Source organism: Pararhodospirillum photometricum DSM 122 (assembly GCF_000284415.1).
Lineage (GTDB): Bacteria > Pseudomonadota > Alphaproteobacteria > Rhodospirillales > Rhodospirillaceae > Pararhodospirillum > Pararhodospirillum photometricum.
Genome location: NC_017059.1, coordinates 1,943,133 through 1,967,033, shown reverse-complemented (window position 1 = coordinate 1,967,033; position 23,901 = coordinate 1,943,133). Strand labels below are relative to the sequence as shown.

Below are 23,901 nucleotides of genomic sequence, written 5' to 3'. Positions count from 1 at the left end.
GGCTTGCGGGGTCAGATCCATGTCAGCCTCCGACATTGGAGGTGGTCAACGCCACCGGCCAGACCGGGCCACTGCCGGCTTGCCGGAGCAACGCCGCGATGATGGTCATCGTCCACGCCGAGTCCACAACGTCATCCACCAGGAGCACGGGCCCCCGGGGGATTGTTCCCTGAAGGGCGAACACACCATCCAAATTGCGGCACTGGTGAAACCGATTTTGTTGGGCTTTCTGGGGGCCATTATCCTTGACCTTGTGGACGGCGGGGACAAAGGGGAGATCGAGAGCGTCGGCAAAACGCTGGGCGAAGTCGGGGACAAGGGTCGGGTGGTTCCTGGAGGGGACGCAGGTGACCCAGGTTGGCGACGGCTGGGGCTTCCAGCGTTCGCGCACCATCTCCACCATGGCCCCCACCAGATCGTCGCGGAAGTGACCGTGGTGTTTATCCTCCGCGACCATGCGGCCCCAGCCATCGTCGCCCCACTGGGAGAGGATGCGCCCCTCTTGCGCGCGCAGACCTCCCGGGAGGTTGCCTTTAAAGCCATAGGCGACAAAAGCATCCTTGGCGACTTGCTTCTTACACTCCAAGACAATCTCGGAGTGACGCAGAAAACGGTTAGCCTTAAGGATGGAGTGGTGTGTAAACCCCGGGTCGGCGACCGGCCGCCCCAGGCAATTGGCACATTTTCCACAGGGATGAGGGTCCGCATCGTCAAGGGCGCGGGCCAAAAACTCCATCAAGCACCCGGTTTCCTTTAGGTAGTCTTGCACCTCGGCCCATTCTTCCTCGCGCTGTTCGGTGAGACGCTGAATGCGCTTGTGGTCCAGTCGGAAGGGCACCGGCGTTCTGCGCCATGTCGAGCCGTCCTTGAGGACCGGGGCGGGGCTATCGACACTGAGGATTTTAAGAACCTGTTCGATTTGGCTTTGTCGGAGATTCACGAGTCCTTCGAGTTCCCGGGCGCTCAAGCCATCGCTGTTGTCCAGGGCCTCGAGAATGGCTCGAACCCACGACTCGCGGGGAAAGGCGCTGCGCCGGAAATAGTCGTGGATCTTGCTGTCTTCCTCGCCTGACATCAAAATGCCCAGCGCATGATCAATGCCCCGGCCGGCCCGACCGACTTGTTGATAATAGGCCACGATTGATCCGGGGGCTTGATAATGAACAACGAACCCGAGATCTGGCTTGTCATACCCCATGCCAAGCGCCGTTGTCGCGACCAGCGCCTTGATTTTATTGTTTAAGAGCTGGTCTTCAAGGTGCTGGCGATACGCATCCGAGCTTTCAAAGCCTTCCCCCATTACCTCGCTATGGTAAGCCTTCGCCGCGATGCCGTGCAGGGTGAGCCAGTCGGCCACTTGGGTGGCATCACGCTTTGTCAGGGTATAAATGATGCCCGTGCCGGGAAGATCGGGGACATGGTCCACCAGCCAAGCCAAGCGCGCGGCTTGACTGGGAAGGGACAGGGTCTGGAGGGCCAGCGTCTCGCGGGTCAGGGCACCGCGCTGGATGTCGATCGCCCCTAACTGCTGTTTCACATCGGCAATCACGCGATGATTGGCGGTGGCCGTCGTCCCCAGGATCGGGACGTTCCTTGGGATTCTTTGCAACACGTTGACGAGGCGCCGGTAATCCGGGCGGAAATCGTGCCCCCAATCCGAGATGCAATGGGCCTCGTCAACAACCAAAAGCCCGATCGTTCCAGCGATGGGAAGCAAGACGTTGGTGACAAAATCGTCGTTGGCCAAGCGCTCGGGCGAGATCAGCAGCGCGTCGGCTTGATTGCCCCGCACCTCCTGATGCAGAGCCTGCCAGTCGCTGTGGTTCGTCGAATTGATGGTCAAAGCCCGCAGGCCCAGGCGCTTTGCCGCCTCGATCTGGTTGCGCATCAAGGCCAGCAGGGGAGAAACGATGAGGGTGAGGCCGCGGCCACGGTCGCGCAGCAGACGGGTCGCGATGAAATAAACCGAGCTTTTCCCCCAGCCGGTTTGCTGGACGACGAACAGGCGTCTGCGCTCGTTGACCAGGGCATCAATAGCCTCCCACTGCCCCGGGCGGAATTGGGCGGCGTCGTTATTGAGAGCCCGACGCAGGAGAGAGAGGGCCGTTGCACGGTCGGTCATGATCAGCGCTCCTGTTGTACCCGGGACAGCGTCGATCACCGTTTGTTCGGTGTCGCTTAGTCCGAGGTACCGGCTTCGTCGGCCCTCGTCCAGCGCTGTTCCAAAGGATCGGAGGGGTCTGGGGAGGCGCGCCTCCCCGGCCTTCCTTTTTTCCCCCTCGACACCGAAGAGCATCCAGAATAGTCTTTATTCATGCGAACACTTCTCATCTTGATCGTGACCGTCGTGATGGCTCTGGGTCCTGCGCGATCCGAAGCAGCCATGGCCATGGGTCCGATGGGGGGTGTTGAAAAGGCGCATTGTGGCGGGGAGCGGCCTCAGACGCCGACCCCCCTGAAGGCGATGCCGGGGAGCGGGGTGTTTTGTTGCCCGGCGATGACGGTGAGTTCGGCCCCGGCTTTTCCCAGCCTGCACCGACGCGATATCCTGACCGACCGGCTGGCGCCGCCCCGAGGGAAGGTTCCCGAGGGGCCGTCGTGGCCGCCGTTGCGCAAGCCTCCCCGCGTTTAGACAAAACCGCTTTGTTTTTCCGATGCCGGACCTTGGGATCCGGTCGGTTTTGTCGTGCTGAGAGAGTGCTTTGTCATGGTCATGACGCACTATATGGAACTGCTGGCTGTCAACCAGCCGTGGAATTTGATTCTGTACATGGCGATCCCGGTGATTCTCGCCGAAACCATCGCCGTCTCGGAGTTGTATCTGCTTTACACCCGCGCCCTTGACGGCTGGGTGCGCCAGATCAACCGCTGGGCCGGGATTTTAGTGGGGATCTACTTTTCCGGCATCACGGTAACGCTGTTGGTCACGGCGGTGGGGCCGTTGAGCGCCTCGGGCGGCTGGCGGGGCCCGATTGATGTGATCGCCGTGGGCTTTTATCTGCTGGGGGTCGTGCCGCTGGGCGGGCTGGCTTTGCTGGAACTGGGTGTTGTGGCGCGCGAGCGCTCGCCGTGGGAACGCATGAAGATCCATGCGGGACTGGTGGCCGTGTTCCTGGTGGTGGCCCATGTCGCCATGATTTTTGGCATGCTTGATCCGTCCTTGGCTTGGGCGGGGGCCATGGAAGGGATGGGGCACGGCGGGCACAACTAAGGCGAGACATCGTTAAAAAAACAAGGCTGGGGAGGCGGGCCGTCCCCACGACCCCTCCTTGAGGTTAGAGGGTTCGCACGTCTCCCAGGAAGCGGTCCACCTCGCGGGTCAGCACACCGGTGTCGCGGGCGAGGTCGTCGGCGACGGCGCGCATGGCGTGGGCGAGGTCGCCGGTATCGCCGAGAAGGCGGGAGACCTCGGTGATGGCGCTGGTCACGGCGCCGGTGCCAATGGTGGCCTCGGTCATGCCGCGGGCGATTTCTCCGGTGGCGGCGGCCTGCTCTTCGGTGGCCGAGGCGATGGAAGTCACCACGGAATCGATGGCCACGACTTGGTCGCGCACCCCGAGAATGGCCTGGGCGGCGTCGCGGGTTTCGCTTTGAACGCTGGAGATCTGGGTTTGAATGTCGGCGGTGGCGCGTGTCGTTTGGAGCGACAGCGCCTTGACCTCGCCGGCGACCACGGCGAACCCCTTGCCGGCGTCGCCGGCCCGTGCCGCCTCGATGGTGGCATTAAGGGCCAGGAGATTGGTCCGGCTGGCGATCTCCTCGATCAACACGACGACGGCGCCGATCCGCTCGCCGGCCTCGCGCAACAGCCGCACGCGTTCGGCCGTGCTTTCGGCGCCCTCGACGGCGTGGCGTGAAAGCTGACTGCCCTCGTGAATCTGGCGGCTGATTTCGACGTTGGCCGCGCTCAGTTCATCGGTGGCGGCGGCCACCGCTTCCAAGGTGACCGTGGCCTCCACGGCGGCGCTGGCCACGGCGCGGCCTTGGGGCACGGCTTCTTCCACGGCGCCGGACAGGGCGCTGGCGGCTTGGCGCACCCGCTCCACCACGCGTCCGACGTCGGCCAGCACGTTGCGGGCGATGTTGTCGAAGCCTTCAGTGAGGACGACGAGGCGCTGGCCCCGTTCCAAGTCGCGCTGCTGGCCCCGGGCCGCTTCTTCCTCCAGGCGCTGGGCCTCGATCAGGGCACAGCGGAAGACTTCCAGGGCGCGGGCCATGGTGCCGATCTCGTCGCGCGCCCGCTGGAAGCCGACCTCCAAGCCTCGCTCCCCCTGGGCCATCCGCTCCATCACCCCGGTCAGGCCGGCGAGCGGCACGGTCACGCTGCGTGCCACCTTGGTGGCCAACAGCAAGAAGACCACGGTCACGGTGATGCCGAGCCCCAAGGTCCACGCCTTGGCGCTGGCGCGCACGGCATCGCGCTGGGCCAGCACCGCGCTTTGATCGGCGGTGATTTCCTGCCCCAAAGCGTCGGTCACGGCGCCGAGTGCGGCGTAATCCTCCCCCAGTTGCGCCAGCAGTTGCCGCAAGGTTTGGTCCTCGGCCACGTACTGCCGGAACGTCTCGACATACGCATCAAGGGTGGAACGCAGGGTTTCTCCCTGGGAGCCGCTGGGATCGTCTGCCAGATGCTGGCGCAAGGCGGTGGCGGCCGTGACCAGTTTGTCCAGGTACTCGGGGCGGTGGCGCAGAAGGTAGTCTTTTTCGTGGCGGCGCACGGTCAGCAGGTCGACCCGCAAGGCGTCGTCGGCGCCGGGAGCTAGGGCCTTTTCCAAGGCGTGGGCGTCGGCGCGCAGATCCCCTTCCAGGCCGCTGTCTTCGTTGAGACCGAGCCGGGTGGTGCTCGCGATGAGTTTGCCCAGGGTTTCCCGGTAAAAACCCAGGCTCGTCACCACGGCCGCCAGCATGTCGTGGCGATCCTGGTTCAGGGGGTCGTCGCGCAGAGCGATCAACAGCGCTTCGGCTCGGCGCCCGCTGGTCGCAGCTTCCTCGCCCTCGACCTCCTGTTTGGTGAGGACAAAACTGGTTGCGGCCCGGCGCATGTCGAGGGTGAGAAGGCGTACCTCCCGGCTGCGGGAAAACAACAGGGTATGGGCCTCAACCTCGGCTTCTACTCGACTGATCCGGCTGTCGCTGATCAGTTGCACCCCTTCCAGCCCGACGAGAGCGGCAAGCCCCAGGCCAGCCAGTAGGAAAATCCGGACGAAGAGCGAGGACGAGGGGGAAAAACGCCTGATCATCCCCATGGTACCCCCTGACAGCGCGGCCGCAGCGGAGAGATCCCGGTGCAGGGCATCTTTTTGTAGGTTCTTTCAGGGGGGGAGGCTACACCATTAGTCTGTATTTCTCAAGGGAATCTGGTTCATCCCACAGGGGGCCGGGGGAAGGGGGGCGGGGCAGGCGGCTGAGTAAAAAGAGGGAAGGCTGGGGAGGCGCGGCCTCCCCAGACCCCTCGGTTTGTTGGGTTTTTTAGCGGCGGCGCGGCAGCAGGATCCAGTAATCCAGGTCCAACACCACCTCGGGCAGGATGCGTCCTTCCTTGTCGCGGTAGGGGAAAGAACCGCACGGCCGGTCCTTGGTGGCCACGGTGCGCAGGCGCAAGGCGCCCACGTCGTCGCGGCCGGGCAAGGGCACGCTTTCCAGGACTTCCGACCAGGCATGAATGGTGTCGCCGGCGAAGGTTGGGTTGCAATGCAGGCCGCCATTGAGCCCGGCCACCCGCACGGCGTTCTCCAGCCCGTTGAACGACAAGGACCGGGCCAAGCTGATGACATGGCCGCCATAGACTAAGCGCCGGCCAAAGCGGCCGCTGGCCTGTTCATATTGGTTGAAGTGGACCTTAGCGGTGTTTTGCCACAGGCGCGTTGCCATCATGTGCTCGGCTTCTTCAATGGTCATGCCGTCCACATGGTCGATGCGCTCGCCCACGGTATAGTCGTCCCACAGGTGGGGCGAGCCGCTGCGGGTGGTGTCGTAGCCGGCGAAGGACACGCCCTCGGGGACAACGAAGCTCTCGGGGGCGACGCGCTCGGGCAACTCGGGGACCACGGCCTCGGGGGCCGGGGAGGCGGGGTCGCGCTTATTGACCATCACCCAGCGCACGTAGTCGCACACCATCGCGCCGTGCTGATTGCTGCCCACGGTGTTGACATACACCACGCCGGTCTTGCCGCTGGAGGTTTCCTTGCGGCCGATGACCGTGCTGGTGGCGCTCAGGGTATCGCCGGGATAGACCGGCACCCCGAAGCGACCCCGGGCATAGCCCAGGTTGGCCACCGCGTTCAGGCTGATGTCGGGCACCGTTTTGCCGAAGACCACATGAAACACCATGAAGTCATCGAGCGGCGCCTCGCGGTAGCCCAGGGCTTGGGCGAACGGGGTGGAGGCGTGCAGGGCAAGGCGCGGCCCATAAAGGGCGGTGTGCAAGGCGACGTCGCCCGTGCTCACGGTGCGTGGCGTGGCGTGGACCAACTCCTGGCCCAGGGCAAAGTCCTCGAAAAAGTGGCCGGAATTGGTCTTGCTCATCCGTTGCTCTCCTGGGTCTTGAGGGCGTCGCTCAACTCGGTGATGCGCTCGGCCAGCGCGACGAGGCGCCGGGCGTTCTCGACGTGCAGGTTTTCGACCAACTTGCCCTCGACCACCACCACGGCCTTGCCCTCGGCCAGGGCCTCGGTGTGGGCCGCGATAATGCGCCGCGACCAGTCCACCTCGGCCTCGGAGGGCGCGAAGGCGGCGTTGGCGGCGGCAATGGTCTTGGGATGGATCAGGGTCTTGCCATCAAAGCCCAGATCAGCGCCCTGCCGGCAGGCGTAAGCAAAGCCCTCGTCGTCGTTGAGGTCGAGATACACGCCATCCAAAATCGCAAGGCCGTTGGCCCGGGCCGCCAGCAAGCACAGGCCAAGCGCGGTGATCATGGGCTGGCGCTCGCGGGTGTGGGCGCAGTGCAGGTCCTTGGCCAGATCCGAGGTGCCCAGCACCAGCCCGTGCAGGCGCGCCGTGGCGCCGGCGATGGCGGCAGCCTCCAAGATGCCGCGCGGCGTTTCCATCATGCACCAAAGGCCCATGGTCGCGGGGGCGCCGGCGGCGGTCATGATGGCCTCGGCCCGGCGCACCATGTCGGCGCTCTCGACCTTGGGCAGCAAGATGCCGTCGCACGCAGAGCGCGCCGCCGCTTGGATGTCATCGTGGCCCCAGCGGGTGTCCAGGCCGTTGACGCGGATCAGGACCTCGCGTTTGCCGTAGCGGCCGGCCATGGCGCACACAGCGTCCCGGGCGGTTTCCTTGGCGTCGGGCGCCGTGGCATCCTCCAGGTCAAGGATCAGGCCGTCAGCGGCCAGGGTCCGGGCCTTCTCCAGGGCCCGGGGATTGGAGCCGGGCATGTAGAGAACACTGCGGCGCGGGCGCACGGTGGGAACCATCGTCGATACCCTTGAAAGGGGGGCAGGGCCCCGGCGGTGACAGGGACCATGGGCCGGGTCGTGTCCCGAAGACCATGGGGGGCGCGACAAAAAGAAAGGATGTTGCGCCCCGGCTGGCAAAACCTTAGGCATTGTTGCGCCTTGTGACAAGTCTCCCGCAGCGCAAAATAACTCCCCAGGGCACAGTCCGGGGGGGAGGGCGTCTGTGGCGGGCGGATGATCGTTTCATGGAGGACGAGATAGGCCTTTGAGACGGCGCCTTGGAACGCTATCTCTAGCGCGGTCCCCACGGTGGATGTCCCCCCGCATGAGCTTTTATCCGTTTTTCAAAGGCCTGATCGTCGGCTTCCTGATCGCCGCTCCCGTGGGGCCGGTGGGAATCCTGTGCATTCGCAAGGCCCTCGCCGATGGCAGGCTGGCGGCTTTTATCGCCGGGCTGGGCGCGGCGGTGGCGGACACCTTTTATGGCGCGGTGGCGGCCCTGGGCATCGGCTTGGTCAGTAATTTTTTGATGGTCCACAAGGTCGCGCTGTCGCTGGGCGGCGGGATTTTCTTGGTGGTGCTGGGCTGGCACACGCTGCGCAAGCCGGCGGTCCTGATTCCCGAGGGCACGACCCACGTGGGCCTGCTGCGCGATTTCCTCTCGACGTTCATGATCACCCTGACCAATCCCGCCACCGTGTTGGCGTTCATGGCGGTGTTTGCCTCGTTTAGCGTGGTGTCGCTTGATGGCGACGCGGTGCGGGCTGGCGAGCTGATTCTTGGGGTGTTTGCCGGCTCCACGCTCTGGTGGGCGATTCTCTCGGCGGCGGCGGGCGCGGTGCGCAGTCATTTCACCCCGCTTTGGCTGGTTTGGCTCAACCGACTGTCGGGCTGGGCCCTGATTCTCTTTGGAATCGGCGTGTTGGGCAGTCTGGTGGTGCCGGACCAGGGGGCGGAAGGGCTCTTTTCCCTTGACGCTGCCCCGTGGGTCGCGTAGACCCCTGCCTTCCGCGAAATTCCTTAAGATTAGATAACGTCGCGAAAGGATCGGTTCATGTCCCGTCGTTGCCCTGTTACCGGAAAAGGCGTTCAGACCGGCAACAACGTCAGCCACTCCAACATCAAGACCCGCCGCCGCTTCCTGCCCAACCTTCAGGTCAACTCGCTGATGAGTGACAAGCTGGGCGAGCCGGTGCGCGTGCGTCTGTCCACCCACGGCCTGCGCACCGTCGAGCACCGTGGCGGCATTGATGCCTTCTTGCTGGCGACCCCGACCGCCGAACTGACCCCGGATCTGCGCCGCGTCAAGCGTCGCTTGGTCAAGCTTCAGGCGCAGGGCTAACCCGCCCTCCTTGTGCGTGCCCGATCCTCGGCCTTCGTTTGCAGCCCGCCAGCCGTCTGGCGGGCTGTCTTGCGTGTCCGGGGGCGGGGCAGAGGCGCTTGCCGTTTGCGCGGGAAGACCCTAGGTAGGATCCTCGGTTGGTTTCTTCTGCCTTCCAAGGAGAACTGGCCACGCCGGAACCCTGCTGTGAGGATCCGTCCAGCGATGTCCGTTATTTCTTCCTTGCGCTTCCCTGGCCGTATGCGGCCCGGGCGCTTTTGGTCTGGACGCTTGTGGGCCGTGCTGTCGATGATTGCGGTCTTGGGGCTCAGTGATGCCCCCAGGGCCCAGGCCCAGGTGTTTAATCCCGAGACCTTCACTCTGGCCAACGGCATGAGGGTGGTGGTCCTGCCTGACCACCGGATGCCCGTGGTTCATCACATGGTCTGGTACAAGGTGGGCGCGGCCGACGAGCCCCAGGGCAAGTCGGGGCTGGCTCACTTGCTGGAACACCTGATGTTCAAGGGCACCGACAGCGTGCCGCCGGGCGAGTTCTCCCGTCGTGTGGCCCGCAATGGCGGCCAGGACAACGCCTTCACCGGCGATGACTACACCGCCTACCATCAGTCGATTGCCCGCGATCGCTTGGCCCTCGTCATGGGGCTGGAGGCCGACCGGATGGCGCATCTGCGCTTGTCGGAAGAGGATTTCCAGACCGAACGCACCGTGGTGCGCGAAGAGCGGCGCCAGCGCACCGACACCGAACCGTCGGCTCTGTTGTTCGAGCGCATGGGCCAGGCGCTGTGGGGGACCCACCCCTACCGCAATCCGATCATTGGCTGGGAAGAGGAACTGATGGCCCTCACCCGGGCCGACGCCCTGGCCTTTTACGAGCGCCACTACGCCCCCAACAACGCCATCTTGGTGGTGGCCGGCGACATCACGGCGGCCGAGCTCAAGCCCTTGGCCGAGCAAACCTATGGTCAGGTGTCGGCCCGCCCGACGCCGCCTCGGGGGCGTCCGGGATCCCTGCCCCCCCCAGCCGAGGCCAGGGTGACGGTGCGCCACGCCCAGGTGCACCAGAGCCTGCTGTTGCGTCAGTACGTGGCCCCGTCGGAGTCGGCCGATCCCGAGCATCTCTCGGCGGCGTTGAGCGTGCTCAGTACCTTGTTGGGCGAGGGCGCGACCAGCCGCCTGTACCGCTCCTTGGTCGTCGAGCAGAAGCTTGCGGTGTCGGCGGGCGCCGGCTACCACGGCGACGCCCTGGATTACGGCAGCGTCTCGCTCTCGGCGGTGCCGGCCGAGGGGGTGACGCTGGAGACCCTGGAGCACGCGTTGGATGCCGAACTGGCCCGCTTGCTTCAAGACGGGGTCGGTGAGGAAGAGGTCGCCCGCGCCCGCCATCGCCTGACCGCCGGGTTGGTCTATGCCCGCGATTCTCTGTCGGAGGGCGCCCAGGTCTTTGGCACGGCGTTGACCACCGGGGGCAGCATCGAGCAGGTGGAAACCTGGCCCCAACGCATCAAGGCGGTGACGCCCGAGCAGGTCCTGGCCGCCGCCCGCACCGTTTTGGGGCACAAGGACCGTGCGGTCACCGGTTATCTTTTGCCCGAAGAGACGCCTGGAGGTCAGGGATGAAACCCATACATCTGGCCCGCGCCCTGGGTCTGGTGGGGCTGATTGCGGCCCTGGGGATGGCGCCTTGTCCGGCTTCGGCCCTTCAGGTGGAAACCCTCATGAGCCCGAGGGGGGTCGGGGCCTATCTGGTTTCCGACGACACCTTGCCCGTGGTGTCGCTTCAAGTCCTGGTGCCGGCTGGTTCGGCCTATGATCCGCCGGGCAAAGAGGGGCTTGCCACCTTGGTGGCCCGCCTTCTCGACGAAGGGGCCGGTGACCTGGACGCCCAGGCCTTCCAGCAGCGCCTGGAGGATCTGGCCATCGACCTGAGCTTCGATCCCGGGCGCGACTACCTCTCCATTTCGCTGCGCACCACCACCGAGACCCTGGACGAGGCCGTGCACTTGCTGGCGCTGGCCTTAACCCAGCCCCGCTTCGATCCCGAGGCGGTCGAACGCATGCGGGCGGGGCAACTGGCCACGGTGCGCCATCAAGGCGGCGACCCCCAGGCCCTGGCCAACCAAGCATGGTTCAAGGCGGTCTTCGACGACCATCCCTATGCCCACGATGAGGAGGGCACCGAGGCCAGTGTCCGCGCCTTGACCATCGACGACATCAGGGACTTTGCCCGCGCCCGTCTTGCGCGCAAGGGACTCGCCGTTGGCATCGCCGGGGCCATTGATGCGCGCAAGGCCGCGACCGTGATCGACCGCATTTTCGGGGCCCTGCCCTTGCATCCCAAGGGTCCCGCTCTGCCGCCGGCCGCTCCGCGTTTCAAAGGGGAGACCGAGGGGGTGGTCCTCGACATCCCGCAAAGCACGGCGATCTTGGGCCAGCCCGGCCTCTTGCGCTCGGATCCAGACTGGCATGCGGCCTATGTGCTCAACCACATTTTGGGCGGCGGCGGGTTCTCCAGCCGGCTGATGGACGAGGTGCGGGAAAAGCGCGGCCTTGCGTATTCGGTGGCGAGTTTTCTGTACCCCCTCGAAAAAGCCGGGGTGTGGATGGCCACCACCGCGACCGAAAGCAGCCGCCTGCCCGAGTCCCTCGCGGTCATTAAGGCCGAGTGGGCGCGTCTGGCCCAGGAAGGCCCGACCGAGGAGGAAGTCCAGGACGCCAAGACCGCCCTGACCGGGGCGTGGCCCTTGCGTTTGACCTCCACCCAGTCGGTGGCGGGCATGCTGGCCTCGATGCGGCTTTATGAGTTGGGGGCCGACTATATCCAGACGCGCAACGCCAAGATCGAGGCCCTGACCCGTGACGACCTCGCCCGGGTGGCCCGGCGCTTGATGGATCCCGAGCGCCTGAGCACCGTGGTGGTCGGGCCGGCCGATGTGCTCAAGGGGAAGTGACGGGGACACATAAAAAAGGAAAGGTTGGGGAGGCGGGGGCCTCCCCAAGCCCCTCCGTTCCGATTAGGGGGCTGACAGGCCAAAGTCGCGGGCCCAGCGCAAGCCGGCCTCGGTGGTGGTGCGCGGGAGGTATTCGCAGCCGATCCAGCCCGAGTAGCCATGGGCATCGAGCAAGGTGAAGAGATAGGGCCAGTTGATTTCGCCGCCCTGGTCGGGTTCGTGACGCCCCGGGACCTGGGCCACCTGGATGTGGGCAATGTTTTCCAGGTGGGTTTCGATAAAGTCGGTCAGGCCGCCTTGGATGATCTGGGCGTGATAGAGGTCGTAGAGGAGGGCCAAGTTGTCGTGGTCCACGGCCTCCAGGACCTGCACGGCGTCGTCGGGGCGCTGGAGGAAATAGCCCGGCATGTCCCCGGTATTGATGGCTTCGATTACCACCTTGACGTCTTCCTCGGCGCAGCGCTCGGCGGCCCAGGCGAGGTTGGCGGTGTAGGTGTCGAGGGCCTCGGGCCAGAGATCCTCATCCTCGACGACACCGGCCATGACGTGCAGGCGAAAGCAATCGGTGAGATCGGTGTAGGTCAGGGCCAACTCGATGCTGTCGCGAAATTCCTCCTCGCGGCCGGGCAGGGCGGCCAGTCCGCGCTCGCCGGCGGCCCAGTCGCCCGGGGGGGCGTTGAAGACGGCGAGTTCCAGGCCATTCATCGCCACGAGGTCGCCCACGCGCTCGGGCAAGAGGGCGTAGGGGAACTGAATGAACCCACAGGCGGCCGCCGCCTTGAAGCGCTCCTCCAAGGGGCGGTCGGTGAACAGGGTCGAAAGATTCGCGGCGAAACGCGGCATGGGGATATCCTGGACAAACGTTAAACGAGGGGGTAAGCACGAGCCAGGGGCCGCCCTTTCTCTCCCGCCGGGTGTAAACGGGACGATGGGGTCGGCCCGCACGACCTTCCTTCCTGACCCATCCTAGACCGGGACCGGGCCGTTGACGAGGGGGGTCCGGTGCCCCAAACAGGCGGGGCAAGATCCTTATGATGCGGGAGAGCGGCTCCGATGGGTGGCGAGACGGCGACTTTGATTCCTCTGACGACCAGCGCGCGGGTGCAGCAACTGTCGGCGAAGTACGACCTGCGGGTGCCGCGCTATACCTCCTATCCCACGGCCCCCCATTTTCATGCCGGGGTCGGTCCCGACCAATATGCCACGTGGCTGTCGGAGCTGGAGGCCGGCTCCCCCGCCTCGCTCTACATCCACATCGCCTATTGCGCCGACATGTGCTGGTTCTGCGGCTGCCATACCCGCGTGACCAAGCGCTACGAGCCCGTGGCCGAGTACCTGGAAGCCGTGCTGGCCGAGGCCGAACTGGTCGCCAGCAAGCTCCCGGGGCCGCTCAACGTCACCCACGTGCACTTTGGCGGCGGCTCGCCCACCATTTTGACCGGCGATGACCTCCAGCGCACCATGGACTTCCTGCGCGCCCGCTTTGGCGTGTCCGAGACCGCGGAAGTGGCCCTGGAAATGGATCCGCGCACGGCGACCGAGGAGTACGTCAAGGCCATGGTCAAGGCCGGCGTGACCCGCGCCAGCATCGGTGTGCAGGACTTCGAGGAAAAGGTCCAAAAGGCTATCAACCGCGTCCAGCCGATGAGCTTGGTCGAGAACGTGTTCTCGTGGCTGCGGGCCAACGGCATCACCGACATCAACATGGACCTGATCTACGGCCTGCCGCATCAGACCACGGAAACGGTGCTGCATACCGTCGAGCGCGCCCTGGCCCTCAAGCCGCGCCGCGTTTCGTTGTTTGGCTATGCCCACGTGCCCTGGATGAAGCGGGCCATGCGCCTGATCGACGAGTCCACCTTGCCGGACGTGGACGCCCGCTGGGACCAGTACTTGAGCGCCACCGATCGCTTTGTCGAGCTGGGCTACGTGCCGATCGGCCTCGACCACTTCGCGGCCCCGGACGACGAGATGGCCCTGGCCCTGCGCGACGGCACCTTGCACCGCAACTTCCAGGGCTACACCACCGACACCGCTCCCACCCTGATCGGCCTCGGCGCCTCGGGCATTGGCTACCTGCCCCAGGGCTATGTGGTCAACGAGCTCGACATCAACGAATACAAGGCCGCCATCAAGGCCGGCCACCTCGCCACCAAGCGCGGCATCGCCATCAACGACGATGACCGGGTGCGCCGCGCCATCATCGAGCGCCTGATGTGCGACCTGTGGGTTGATGTCGCCGAGGTGGCCCGCGCCCATGGTTTGGCCGACGACGCCTTCGCCGCCCAAATCGCCTCGATGGACGACCTGGAGGCCGATGGCGTGCTGGTGCGCGAGGGACAGGTGGTGCGCATGACCGAACTGGGCCGCCCCCTGGTGCGCGCCGTGTGCGCCAAGTTCGACACCTACCTCAAGATGGGCGAACAGCGCCACTCCCGCGCCGTCTAACCCCCGAAACGACCGAGGGGCTTGGGGAGGCCGCGCCTCCCCAACCTTCCTTTTTACCCTTGCCCCCCCCGTTTTGAGACTCGGTTCGCAAGGCGAACAGAACTCTCGCTTTTACGCCGTCTCGCCAGCCGGGACAATGGGGAAGAAGGCTGCCCCTTTGCCTTGAAGAATCCCCCAAGGATTGGAGGGGTCTGGGGAGGCCCCGCCTCCCCGGCCTTCTCTTTTCCTCACCTTGACGCTGGGAAAAATGCAGCCTATCCTTGCATCATGAAACAAATGATCTGGACAGCCTCCTACGAGGTCAACACGCTGGTTCTGACTCCCCAAAAGCGTTTGGGGCTGGTGGGGCTTTTGCAGATTCTCCAGGACATGGCGTGGCGCCACGCCCAGCATTTGGGGCATGGCTACGACGACATGATCGCGGCGGGCACCCTTTGGGTCCTGACCCGCTTCACCTTGCGGCTGACCGGGCCCTGGCCGGCTTGGGGCGAGAGCGTCACCGTCAACACCTGGGCCCGTCCGCCCGCCGCCGCCGTTGTGCTGCGCGACTACGAGGTCCTGGTCGGGGGCGAGAAGATCGCCGAGGCGACGGCCAGTTGGCTCACCTTGGATGCCCAGACCCGCCGGCCCCTCAAAACCAGCCTGAACGACGAGGCCCTCCAGGCCGGCCGCCGCGAGGGCGCCTTGAGCTTGGAGCCGGCCAAGCTGCGCTGGCAAAATGGTCTGTCCGAGGTCGGCGCCGCCGTGGTGCGCAACAGCGACCTGGATCTCAACGGGCATGTCAACAACACCCACTATGCCCAGTGGATCCTCGATACCCTGCCGCCCTCGGCCTTCGAGTGCTTTCGCTTGTCGTCGTATGAGGTCAACTTCCTGGCCGAGAGCCTGCTCGGCGATACGGTGATCCTCGAAACTTCTCCCTTGGCCGACGACACCGCCTTGGTGATTCAGGGCCGCCGCGCCTCGGATGACAAACCCGTCTTTGTCGCCCGCCTCACCGCCGCCGTGTGCCCTGCTTAAAGGGAAGGGAGGGGTCTGGGGAGGCTCGCCTCCCCGGCCTTGCTTTTATGGAGACGGCCTCCGGCCAAGGTGAAAATGACTTTGCGACTCACTCCCATGTAGTGTAGTCTCGCAGAAGACAGAAATGGCCAGCGGGGACCCAAGGAGGGCCGACGTCCATGACCGCAACAGGGGGCCCCGGGGGGCATGTGGCCGTGCGGCACAGTGTTCCCGGGCGGATTCGTTTTCGTGTGCATCCCAAGGCGTCCGCGTCCTGGCTGGGGGCCGTCTGCCAGACCTTTCCCGGGGTGCGTCAGGTGCGGGTCAACCCGGCGTGCGCGGCGATTATTGTGGTCTACGAGCCACGCCACACCACCGCTCGCCGTCTTCTCACCGCCGCGCGCGCGGCCGTGGTGGCCGAGGCCCAAACGCCGCTCCTGCGGCCGGTGGCCTCGACGCCAGCCTGTGGCTGCCTGCGCCCCTCTTCCCCTTCCCAGGGCAATCCCCACCTGCTGCGCTTCCTGGCCTTGACCGGGGTGATGGCCTTTGTCTTTGTGCGCAAGGTGTTGGGCGGGGTTTTGCTGGCCGAGACCGCCCTGTCCCCGCTGGGCCTTGTCGCCTTGCTCGCGGCCGCCCCGGTTGCGCGCGAGGCGCTGCGCCATGCCCAGGACAAGCGCTTCAGCCTGGAGGGCTTCCTGGCAGCGGGCTGCGTGGCCGCCGTGGCCTCGGGGCAGGCGCTGACCGCCCTGGAAATTCTCTGGGTGCAAAGCGGGGCGGAAAGCCTCAAAGCCTGGGTGTCCGAACGCTCGCGGGCCTCGATCTCGGCTATTTTGGATCTCACGGCCAAGAACACCTTCATCCTCGTCGGCGACGTCGAGGTAGAAGTCCCGGTGTCCGCCGTTAAGCCCCACGACATCGTTGTCTTGCACACGGGCGAAAAGATCTCCGTCGATGGCGTCGTGATCGCCGGGACCGCCTTAGTGGATGACGCCCCCATCACCGGACGGGCCGAACTGGCCACGGTGACCTCGGGCGATCGCGTGTTCGCTGGCGCCTATGTGCGCCAGGGCTTGATCCGGGTGCGGGTCGAAAGCGTCGGGGACCGAACCTATCTGGCGCGCATCATGCGCCAGGTTGAGGACTCCCTGGAGACCAAGGCTCCCATCGAATCAGTGGCGGATTCCCTGGCCCGCACCATGGTGCGTCTGGGTGGGGTCGCCACCGTCCTCACCTTGATCGCCACCGCGAGCCCCTGGCGGGCGTTTACCGTGCTGCTGGTCATGGCCTGCCCGTGCGCCACGGTGCTGTCGGCCCAAACCGCCGTGTCGGCCGCCATTGCCGCCGCCGCCAAGCGCGGGGTGCTGATCAAGGGCGGGCGCTATCTGGAGGAGGTGGGGAAGGCCGATGTGGTGTGCTTTGATAAGACCGGCACCCTGACCAGCACCCAGCCGCGGATCGAGCGGATCCTCAACTTCTCCTCCCTCGGCGAAGACGAGCTGCTGTGTTGGGCCTACTCGGCCGAGATGCACAACCACCACCCCCTGGCCCAGGCGATTTGCCACGAAGCCCAGGCCCGCGCGATCGACCCGATCTCCCACATGGTCTGCGACTTTACCTTGGGCAAAGGGGTCCGCTCGGTCATTGGCTCGGATGAAATCCGCCTGGGCAGCCCCGGCTATCTGGAAGAAGCCGGTCTCGACATCCAAAGCGCGAGAGCCGCCGTGCTCCCCTTGGTCGAGCGCGGTCTCACGGTTATTTTCCTGGCCAAAAACCACGAGGTTCTGGCCGCCCTGGCCTTTGCCAACGAGCCCCGGCCCGAGGCCGCCGCCACCGTGGCCGCCCTGACCCGCTCGGGCGTGACGCGCCTGTGCCTCGTCACCGGCGACAGCGAGAAAACTGCCGTGGATCTGGCGCGACGGCTGGGCTTGGCCGAATGCCACCACTCCATCTTGCCCGACCATAAAGGCGAGATCGTCAAGAATCTGCGCGCCGGCGGCCATCGGGTGATTATGGTCGGCGACGGCATCAACGATGCCCTGGCCCTGGCTGAAGCCGATATCGGCATCGCCATGGGGGTAGGGGGCGCCGACGTGGCGGTGGAGGCCGCCGACATCGCCTTGGTCCGCGATGACCTGAGCGACATCCTCTATGTGCGCGACCTTAGCCAGCGCACGCTCCGGGTGGCCCGACAAAACTTCTGGATTGCCACCTCCACCAACCTCGGCGGCGCCTTGGCTGGGGCCTTGGGGGTCATGTCCCCGGTGGCGGCGGGCCTGTTGCACATCGTGCATACCTTGGGGGTTTTGGCGAACTCGTCGCGATTGTTGCTGCCGCCTAGGTAGGGCTGTCGCGGGGCTAAAGGACAGGCTGGGGAGGCTTGCCTCCCCAGCCCCCTCGTTCCCGCTGGCCCTTCGCCGTGAGGAATCCCCAAGGATCGGAGGGGTCTGGGGAGGCGAGCCTCCCCAGCCTGCCCTTAAAACACGCCCGGCCGGCAGGCACCGGCTCTTAACTCGTTCTTTGCCTTGCCAGCCATTGGCTCGGCGTCAGGCCAAGTTCGGCACGAAACGCCCTGCGCAGCGCAGGGGCATCCGGGAACCCGCACCGGAGAGCCACATCCTCCAGGCCGCGCGCACCGGCGGCAAGCATATCCTGCGCTCGCGCCACGCGGACACGCTTCAGCCATTCACCGAGGCTGCCCCCGGTTCGCGCGCGGATATGGCGGGTGAGGCTGCGGCGGCTCATACCAGCACGCGCGGCCAGATCATCCAACGCCGAGACCGCCCATGGATTTGCCCGGAGCATCTCCAAAATCTCGGTCACGCGACGGTCTGCCGACGAGCCAAGTGCGGGGCGTTCGATGAGTTGTGGCTGTGCCCCCGCGCGCTGCGGTGCCACGACGAGAGAGCGGGCGATGCGGTTGGCTTCACCGATACCGGAGAGCCGCGCAAGCAGATGCAAACAGCAATCCAGTCCAGAGGCAATCCCGGCGGAGGTCAGGATCGATCCTTCATCGACGAACAGCGCGCCGGCATCGACCGTGACGCCGGGATAGCGTGCCGCGAACGTCTCGGAGTGCGCCCAATGTGTTGTCGCGCGCCGACCGTCGAGGAGGCCAGCTTCCGCCAGACCGAACGCGCCCAGGCAGAGGCCGACAACGATCGCACCGCGGACATGCGCGGCCCTCAACGCGTCTACGATGTCGGCTGAGACGGGTTCGTCGGCGTCCCGCCATCCGGGAAGAATGACAACATCGGCCTCGCGCGCGGCGTCAAGGGGGCGAGAGACTTCAATAGTTAATCCAGCGCTTGCCATCAATCGGGACGTGCCAGCGCAGACCTCAATCTGGTGTCCGCTCGCCACAAACGGTTCCCCGAACACGGCGAGCGGCGTGGACAGCATGAAGGGGCTGATGCCCTGGTAGGCGAGAACGGCGAGACGCATTGGCCCAATTTATACGAAGAATGTCTATCGGGCCACTAACAAAACGGCGGTCCTTCTTTTAGCTTTTTCCGGCGGGCTGTCGGCCGCGCCTACCTGGGGTGATACCCCGGTTGGGGTGAGGTGAAAGCCCAAGAAATGGTACGGCCAAAATGAGAGCCACTGCTGACAAAGATAAACGTCGCCTTCTATGAATCGACAAGCAACCCAAGGATCTTCCGATGACACGTACTCTTCTCGTGATCGATATCCAGGAGGACTACTTTCCCGGCGGGATGCTGCCTCTCTGGCAGGCTGAGGAAACCGAGGCGCGGATTGTCACCGCGATCGGTAAGGCGCGCGCGCATGGCGACAAGATTGTGCTGGTACGCCATGTGTCCGCAGCAGCGACCGGCCTGTTCGCCGCCGATAGTCCCGGCACCGCCATCCGTCCGGCCCTCCTGGAGGTCGCCGGCGATGCGCCCATCGTGACCAAGCGCAATGCCGACGCCTATCAAGACACGGATCTTTCCAAACACCTCGTCGGCACCACGGAAGTGCTGATTTGCGGGATGATGACGCAGAACTGCGTCGTTTTCACCGCCATGTCTCGCTTGGCCGATGGGTTTCAGGCTGAGATCATCGGCGATCTTTGCGCAGCCCCGAGCGAGATAGTCCATCAGGTCGCGTTGAATGCGCTTCGCTCGAAGATGCGCGTATCAAGTGCGTCTGAAGTCTGGGGGTGATCTTCTGATTGAGAACAAGGAATGGCATTTGCCAACGCCCCCGCCCCCCCAAGGCGCCTCTCTCGCTCTCGGAAGGCCCGCACCGCCCACTTTTCCCGGACAGGCCCTAAGGGATGAGGGGTCTGGGGAGGCGAGCCTCCCCAGCCTTTTTTCTTCCTAAAACCCAATCATCGCGTCGATTTCGGCCTGATCCAAGGTCGTGCTGGAGCCGTGGATGATGGCGCTAGCCACGTCGATGAGCTTTTGCAAGGTGCGGCTGGCGCTGCGGGCCCATTCGCCGGCCATGTCCTGGGCGCCGTCGGCCAGGGCCTGATCGACCCGCGCCACCGATTGCAGGGCCAAGGTGTTCATCTGCTCGATCGTTTCGTTGAACGGGTCGCGATAGCGAGGGGGGGCGTGGTCATAGGCCTCAATAGCCAAGTCTTTGTCAGAAAAAACACTATCCCGGAAATGCTCGGCATAGGTCTTGGGCTGCCATCCTCGGCAGTCCTCCAAGATTTCTGGCATGTCCGGCACCATGTCGAGCAACATGATGATTTCATTAAAGTGGTTGAGATAATCCGTCGCGAGCAGAGTTTCCGGGTTGATATTCCGTCCCTCGCAGCGCGCGCGCAGGAGATCCAGGGTGTCCATGCTCCGACCGTTTTGTTGTCGTGACGATCCAGGGACGAGCGGAACATCTTTTGAATGTTTTTCGGGCTTTTCTTCGCCCACCCTTGGTCTCGTCCAGTGAGGCCCAGGTCTTAAGGTAGCGTGTCAGAGGACATTTGTCTCCCCCTTGCGGTGGGCGGGAGAACGACGTCAGCAGGAAGATGAACATAAAAAGATGTGCCATGTCCGACATTCGACTTAAGAGAGACATCGCACTCCAAAAGCCGGCACAGCCGATCCACGATCGACAACCCCAGGCCCTCGCCGGTCTCGGTCTCGGTCGGGTTAAGGCGGGTAAACTCCTCGAAAATCCGGGCCCGGTCACGCCGGTCGATGCCCGGCCCCGTGTCGGCAATCACAATGGCGGGGCCGTGCGCCAAGCGCCGCACGCCAAGGACAATGCCGCCCGCGTGGGTGTAGCGCACGGCATTCGCCACAAGGTTCGAGACAATGCGCTCCATCAGGCCGGGGTCGGTGTTGATCCATAACGACGTGGGCACCACCCGCAGGCGCAAGCCCTTGACCGTCGCCTCGCGGGCGAAGGCGGCGCCCACCCCCTCTAGCAAAGCCCCAAGGTCCACCGCCTCGCGGTGCGGCGTGACCACCCCGGCGTCGAGGCGCGACAAGTCGATGACCGCCCGAACCAGCCGGCCCATGGCCGAATGGGCGGCCCGCAGTTCGGGAATGGCCCGGCGCACCGCCTCGGTCTCGGCGTGGCGGGCAATGATGCCGGTCAGCATGGTGGCGGCCCGCAGGGGTTGCATCAGGTCGTGGCCCACGGCGGCAAGGAAACGAGACTTGGCCTGGGTCGCGCGCACCGCCTTGTCGCGGGCGTCGTCAATGGCCTGGGTGCGGGTTCGTACAATCCCTTCCAGGTCATCGCGCGAGCGCTCCAAGGCGCCGAAATGGTGGCGGGTGCGCGCGACCATGGGGCGGAAAATCAGCAGTGCTTCCAGGCCCAAGGTGAGCAAGATCATCGCCAAGGCCGCGAACTGGGCCACTCGCAAGCGCTGGTGATTGGCGCGGGTCTGGGCCTGGACCTCGCGGATGAGGTGGTGCAGGGCGTGGGGCAGGGGGGCGGCGGCCTCGTGCAAGATCACGGTTCGGGCTGCTTGGCGCAAGCGATCGGGGTTGGGGTCGTCGCTGCCGCCCTCGGCCGTGGTGGAGAGCAAGGTGCGCAGGGCGGCCACATACTGGTTGAGGCGCTCGCTCAGGTCTTCCAGGGGCGGGAAGGGGACCCGTTGGGGGCTTTCCAGCAGGGGGGGCAGGCCCTCCAGGAGGGCCATGGCTTGCTCCATCTGCTCGATCAGCTCGATCAGGTCCTGGCGGCAGTCGCTATTTTGCCGGATCTCGGGCGGACATTGGCTTTGGTCGATCCATGCCGCATACAAGGCCGCCCGCTGGGAGAGCACATAGAGGGTGTCTCCCGCCTCGATCACCGCCAGGGTCTGTTCGTTACGCGCACTCAGGCGGTCGAACACCACAAAAGACGCGCTCGCCAGGATCCCGACCACCGACAGGGCCAGGATATAGCGCCGCGTCATCCAGCCGAAACTGGCCCCCTCGGCGGGGGCGCTCATCGGCGACAGCCAAGGTCAGGCGGGGTCGGGGAAGGTGAGACGCAGCGCGTCCGGCAGCGCCTCGGGGCCGGCCATCGAGACGTTAAGGTCTCGAACCAGTCCATCACGCAGTGAGTAAATCCAGCCATGAACATGCAGCTTCTGTCCCCGGTGCCATGCCGCCTGGACCTGGGAAGTGCGGGCCACGTTGATCACCTGATGCACGACGTTCAGTTCGCACAAGCGGTCAACCCGCGCCTCCTCATCCTTAAGCGCACTTAACTCGGCATCATGGATCCGGGCAATATCCTTTATGTGGGCCAACCAGTGATCAATCGTCCCAAAGGTCTGCTGCGAGAGGGCCGCTCGGACGCCCCCACACCCATAGTGCCCCGTGACCATGATGTGCTCCACCTTGATCACCGTGATCGCATACTCAATCACGGTGAGGCAGTTGGCATCGGCGTGCGGCACCACATTGGCGATGTTGCGGTGAACAAACAGCTCGCCCGGCGCCAGCCCCACGATCTCGTTCGCCGGAACCCGGCTGTCCGAACAGCCGATCCAGAGAAACTTGGGTGCCTGAAGGGCGCTGAGGCGCTGAAAAAATCCGGGGTTGTCGGTCTCCACCCGGGAGGCCCATTCCCGGTTGTTTTCTAGCAGCTGCTCAAGCTCCACTTTTGCATCCTTTGTCCGGTCAGCCCGACATGTCAGCGGCGTGACAGTACGGGGTGGGGCGGTCCCCGTCCAGAGTGTTTTATGTCTGTTTGTGTCGGTTGGCGTTCAGAAAGCGGCAAGGCAGGTCAGCGCGCAAGGGGGGTTGCGCCAGGGAAGGACCCATGGTCAGGTATCCCCTTTCCCCAAGGTTCAGGAGAACATCGGTGCCGCGCTTGCTGGTTCGCCTTTTGCCGCATTACGATCGCGAGGCCTTCGGCCCGCTGGGCTATGCCCATCCCGGAGACGCCGGCTTTGATCTGCGCGCTGCCCTCCCGGCGCCGCTCACCCTCGCCCCSGSCGATATCGAGCTGATCCCCACCGGGGTCTCCCTCGCCGTGCCCGAGGGCTACGAGCTTCAGGTCCGCTCGCGCTCCGGTCTGTCGCTCAAGGGACTGGTGGTGGCCAACGCCCCGGGCACCGTTGATGCCGGCTACCGCGGCGAGGTCAAGGTCATCCTCACCAACATCAGCCGCGAGCCGCGCACGATCAATCCCGGCGATCGCATCGCCCAGGGCGTGCTGGCCGCCGTCGCCCACATGCCCTTCGAGGAAGTGGAGACCCTCCCAGACACGGCACGCGGCGCCGGGGGCTTCGGATCCACAGGCGTTGGCGTGTAGGCGCGCCACGACGGCCGGGGTATAAGCAGGCAGACCATGATGCCTGAGAGGATCCTATGCCCGAGCTTGTCTTTGCCCCGTCCGCCACCGTGATTGCCGCCCCCACCCTCAGCCCCGAGGGCCTAACGGCGTGGGCGCAGGACGTGGGGGCCCTGGCCCTCCTCGACGACCCCGAAACCCCGCTGGCCCAGGTCATGGCCGGCGCCGGCCGCGGCGGCGACGCCGATGCCCTGCCGGAATTCGCCGGGCGCTTTTGCTACCGCTCGTTCCGCAAGGGCCGGCCGGCCGAGGAGTACATTGCCCATATTCTTGAGAGCGGGCACGGGTCGGTTCTGGAGCACGTCAATGTGTCGTTCGCCCTGGTCGGGGTGTCGCGCGCCCTGACCCACGAACTAATCCGCCACCGGGCCGGCACCGCCATCAGCCAGGAAAGCCAGCGCTACGTCGATGCCAGCGCCCAGCGCTTCGTGGTGCCGCCCCTGCTGCTGGCCACCGTGGACCGCCTGCGCGCCACCGGCGATAGCGCCGCCGCCGATGCCCTGCTGGAAGAGTTCCGCGCCGACTGTCGCCACGCCCGCGCCCGTTATTGTGCGTGGCAAAACACGTTCCGTGCCCAGGCCCGCCCCGGCGAAGACCCCACGCTGACCCGCAAACGCGCCAACGAGGCGGCCCGCGCCCTGCTGCCCAATGCCGCCGAGACCCGGCTGGTGTGGACCATGAACCTGCGCGCCGCCCGCCACGTGGTCACCTTGCGCGGCCACCGCGACGCTGACCTAGAGATCCGCCGCCTCGCCTGTCTGCTGGCGCGCCGCCTCAAGGACGTGGCGTCTTTGGTGTTTGCCGACATCGAGGTGGTTGAGGACGAGGACGGCTTCGAGAGTGTGCGTACCGGGCATCGTAAGGTTTGAGGGGGAGGGGTAAAAAAGGGAAGTCTGGGGAGGCGGGCCTCCCCAAGACCCCTCCGGTTCCTGGGGGGCAGAAAAAATCTTGAACAAGGGCTTGACCGGGGTCGGTGGAATTGGTACCTAGGCCTCCCGCGTGACACCAGCCAATCACG

The 23,901-nt window shown here is 65.3% G+C and carries 21 protein-coding genes; 12 read left to right on the top strand and 9 right to left on the bottom strand.

Annotation, left to right across the window (positions count from 1 at the left end):
* Positions 1-22 precede the first annotated feature (22 nt).
* Positions 23-2,122, bottom strand: a complete 2,100-nt coding sequence (locus tag RSPPHO_RS08780) for a RecQ family ATP-dependent DNA helicase (protein WP_041794823.1) — start codon at positions 2,120-2,122, stop codon at positions 23-25.
* A gap of 192 nt (positions 2,123-2,314) precedes the next feature.
* Between RSPPHO_RS08780 and RSPPHO_RS08775 the strand changes: the two genes are divergently transcribed.
* Both RSPPHO_RS08775 and RSPPHO_RS08770 read left to right on the top strand, forming a co-directional pair.
* Positions 2,315-2,632, top strand: a complete 318-nt coding sequence (locus RSPPHO_RS08775) for a hypothetical protein (RefSeq protein ID WP_041794821.1) — start codon at positions 2,315-2,317, stop codon at positions 2,630-2,632.
* Between the two features lie 75 nt (positions 2,633-2,707).
* Complete coding sequence (locus RSPPHO_RS08770) at positions 2,708-3,211, top strand: DUF6803 family protein (RefSeq protein WP_041794820.1); 504 nt, start codon at positions 2,708-2,710, stop codon at positions 3,209-3,211.
* Positions 3,212-3,275: 64 nt separating this feature from the next.
* Here RSPPHO_RS08770 and RSPPHO_RS08765 read toward each other — a convergent pair whose 3' ends face one another.
* The 3 genes from RSPPHO_RS08765 to RSPPHO_RS08755 form a co-directional block, all read right to left on the bottom strand.
* Positions 3,276-5,240 carry a methyl-accepting chemotaxis protein gene (locus RSPPHO_RS08765; RefSeq protein WP_162138092.1) on the bottom strand — a complete coding sequence of 655 codons (1,965 nt, stop codon included), beginning with the start codon at positions 5,238-5,240 and terminating at the stop codon, positions 3,276-3,278.
* 229 nt (positions 5,241-5,469) lie between these two features.
* On the bottom strand, positions 5,470-6,525 hold the full coding sequence (locus RSPPHO_RS08760) for a MaoC family dehydratase (protein ID WP_014414902.1): 1,056 nt from the start codon (positions 6,523-6,525) through the stop codon (positions 5,470-5,472).
* On the bottom strand, positions 6,522-7,418 hold the full coding sequence (locus RSPPHO_RS08755; RefSeq protein ID WP_041794818.1) for an HpcH/HpaI aldolase/citrate lyase family protein: 897 nt from the start codon (positions 7,416-7,418) through the stop codon (positions 6,522-6,524). The genes RSPPHO_RS08760 and RSPPHO_RS08755 overlap by 4 nt, the downstream gene beginning before the upstream one ends.
* 307 nt (positions 7,419-7,725) lie before the next feature.
* Here RSPPHO_RS08755 and RSPPHO_RS08750 point away from each other — a divergent pair, with 307 nt between their 5' ends.
* From RSPPHO_RS08750 to RSPPHO_RS08735, 4 genes are all read left to right on the top strand, one after another.
* Positions 7,726-8,397 (top strand): LysE family translocator, encoded by a 672-nt coding sequence (locus RSPPHO_RS08750; RefSeq protein WP_051013771.1) that lies wholly within the window; start codon positions 7,726-7,728, stop codon positions 8,395-8,397.
* Between the two features lie 57 nt (positions 8,398-8,454).
* A complete protein-coding gene (gene rpmB, locus RSPPHO_RS08745; RefSeq protein ID WP_014414899.1) occupies positions 8,455-8,742 on the top strand; it encodes a 50S ribosomal protein L28 in 288 nt (95 codons plus the stop codon).
* A 204-nt stretch (positions 8,743-8,946) separates the two neighbouring features.
* Positions 8,947-10,359: a M16 family metallopeptidase gene (locus RSPPHO_RS08740; protein ID WP_242390460.1), complete on the top strand. Its 1,413-nt coding sequence runs from the start codon at positions 8,947-8,949 to the stop codon at positions 10,357-10,359.
* Complete coding sequence (locus RSPPHO_RS08735) at positions 10,356-11,690, top strand: M16 family metallopeptidase (protein WP_014414897.1); 1,335 nt, start codon at positions 10,356-10,358, stop codon at positions 11,688-11,690. Before RSPPHO_RS08740 ends, RSPPHO_RS08735 begins: the two co-directional genes overlap by 4 nt.
* Before the next feature lie 63 nt (positions 11,691-11,753).
* Here RSPPHO_RS08735 and RSPPHO_RS08730 read toward each other — a convergent pair whose 3' ends face one another.
* Entirely contained in the window at positions 11,754-12,533 is a 780-nt protein-coding gene (locus tag RSPPHO_RS08730; protein WP_041794816.1) for a hydroxypyruvate isomerase family protein, read from the bottom strand.
* Between the two features lie 210 nt (positions 12,534-12,743).
* On the opposite strand from RSPPHO_RS08730, the gene hemN reads away from it, so the two are divergent.
* The 3 genes from hemN (at position 12,744) to RSPPHO_RS08715 (ending at position 17,479) form a co-directional block, all read left to right on the top strand.
* Positions 12,744-14,138, top strand: a complete 1,395-nt coding sequence (hemN, locus tag RSPPHO_RS08725) for an oxygen-independent coproporphyrinogen III oxidase (protein WP_014414895.1) — start codon at positions 12,744-12,746, stop codon at positions 14,136-14,138.
* A gap of 267 nt (positions 14,139-14,405) precedes the next feature.
* Positions 14,406-15,158, top strand: a complete 753-nt coding sequence (locus tag RSPPHO_RS08720) for an acyl-[acyl-carrier-protein] thioesterase (protein WP_081581694.1) — start codon at positions 14,406-14,408, stop codon at positions 15,156-15,158.
* A gap of 158 nt (positions 15,159-15,316) precedes the next feature.
* A complete protein-coding gene (locus RSPPHO_RS08715) occupies positions 15,317-17,479 on the top strand; it encodes a heavy metal translocating P-type ATPase (RefSeq protein ID WP_014414893.1) in 2,163 nt (720 codons plus the stop codon).
* A gap of 163 nt (positions 17,480-17,642) precedes the next feature.
* On the opposite strand, the gene RSPPHO_RS08710 is transcribed toward RSPPHO_RS08715, so the two are convergent.
* Positions 17,643-18,578: a GlxA family transcriptional regulator gene (locus RSPPHO_RS08710; RefSeq protein ID WP_041794813.1), complete on the bottom strand. Its 936-nt coding sequence runs from the start codon at positions 18,576-18,578 to the stop codon at positions 17,643-17,645.
* 218 nt (positions 18,579-18,796) lie between these two features.
* On the opposite strand from RSPPHO_RS08710, the gene RSPPHO_RS08705 reads away from it, so the two are divergent.
* The gene (locus RSPPHO_RS08705) at positions 18,797-19,300 is read left to right on the top strand and encodes a cysteine hydrolase family protein (protein ID WP_014414891.1); all 504 of its coding nucleotides are present in this window, start codon (positions 18,797-18,799) and stop codon (positions 19,298-19,300) included.
* Between the two features lie 156 nt (positions 19,301-19,456).
* On the opposite strand, the gene RSPPHO_RS08700 is transcribed toward RSPPHO_RS08705, so the two are convergent.
* From RSPPHO_RS08700 to can, 3 genes are all read right to left on the bottom strand, one after another.
* On the bottom strand, positions 19,457-19,933 hold the full coding sequence (locus RSPPHO_RS08700; RefSeq protein WP_041794811.1) for a hypothetical protein: 477 nt from the start codon (positions 19,931-19,933) through the stop codon (positions 19,457-19,459).
* Positions 19,934-20,043: 110 nt separating this feature from the next.
* Positions 20,044-21,531, bottom strand: a complete 1,488-nt coding sequence (locus tag RSPPHO_RS08695) for a sensor histidine kinase (RefSeq protein WP_014414889.1) — start codon at positions 21,529-21,531, stop codon at positions 20,044-20,046.
* 15 nt (positions 21,532-21,546) lie between these two features.
* On the bottom strand, positions 21,547-22,188 hold the full coding sequence (can, locus tag RSPPHO_RS08690; RefSeq protein ID WP_014414888.1) for a carbonate dehydratase: 642 nt from the start codon (positions 22,186-22,188) through the stop codon (positions 21,547-21,549).
* A gap of 203 nt (positions 22,189-22,391) precedes the next feature.
* On the opposite strand from can, the gene dut reads away from it, so the two are divergent.
* Together dut and thyX are read left to right on the top strand one after the other, a co-directional pair.
* Positions 22,392-22,844, top strand: a complete 453-nt coding sequence (gene dut / locus RSPPHO_RS08685; RefSeq protein WP_339325378.1) for a dUTP diphosphatase — start codon at positions 22,392-22,394, stop codon at positions 22,842-22,844.
* Between the two features lie 56 nt (positions 22,845-22,900).
* A complete protein-coding gene (gene thyX, locus RSPPHO_RS08680; RefSeq protein ID WP_014414886.1) occupies positions 22,901-23,752 on the top strand; it encodes an FAD-dependent thymidylate synthase in 852 nt (283 codons plus the stop codon).
* Positions 23,753-23,901: the final 149 nt, after the last annotated feature.